Annotated in this window: 1 protein-coding gene; it reads right to left on the bottom strand. The window is 70.8% G+C overall.

The features are described 5' to 3' along the window. Nucleotides 1–590 (bottom strand): tachylectin-related carbohydrate-binding protein (locus JKG68_RS32825; RefSeq protein ID WP_202066663.1); only part of this gene is annotated, 590 nt, incomplete at its 3' end. Between the last annotated feature and the right edge of the window lie 48 nt (nucleotides 591–638).

A 638-nucleotide genomic window follows, 5' to 3' on the forward strand; every position in this document is an offset into this window, starting at 1 on the left:
CCGCCGGAGAACGCCGCTGCCAACTGGCCCCAGCCTGTGTCCACCACCCGCTGCGGTTCCCAGTCCGCCGGCAGCCGCGCGTCCTGTGCTTGCCGGTGCAGCCGCCAGTGAAGGGCGCCATCCGTCCCCATCCCGTACACCACGCCACCGCCGCCGCCGATCACACGCGCAAAGCGGTCCCAGCCTTGGTCGATCTCCAGCGGTCCGGCCCAATGCGGCGTCCCGTCATGCGACCCGTCATGCCGGTACCAGAGCAAACGTCCGTCCGCCGTGACCCCATACAGCGTCCGGTCCCCGCCCGGAACCACGGCGCGGAAGGTCCCCCAGCCTGAGCCAACCGACCATGGCCCCGCCAGATCGTGCACCGGAGGTTCCGGCCGACCGCTCCAGTCTCGCGGGCGCCCGCTCCCGATCCCGCCTTCGGAGTTCCGCTCACGCGGCTGCATTTTCGCCGCCTGCTCCAGCGTCGCCTGGCGCAGCCGTTCTTCCGGGCTCAGCGCCGCCCGCGCCCGCGCCTGTTCCTCGCGCAAGCGCTCCGCATCGGCAATCCGATGGGCAAACTCCACAAGCTCCCCACCAGGGCGAACCACATACAAAGGACGCCGCGCAATCCAGCTCCGATCGAGCGGAAAGGTGCC

Origin of the sequence: Microvirga aerilata (assembly GCF_016743775.1) — a bacterium.
In the GTDB taxonomy this organism is placed as follows: Bacteria; Pseudomonadota; Alphaproteobacteria; order Rhizobiales; family Beijerinckiaceae; genus Microvirga; species Microvirga aerilata.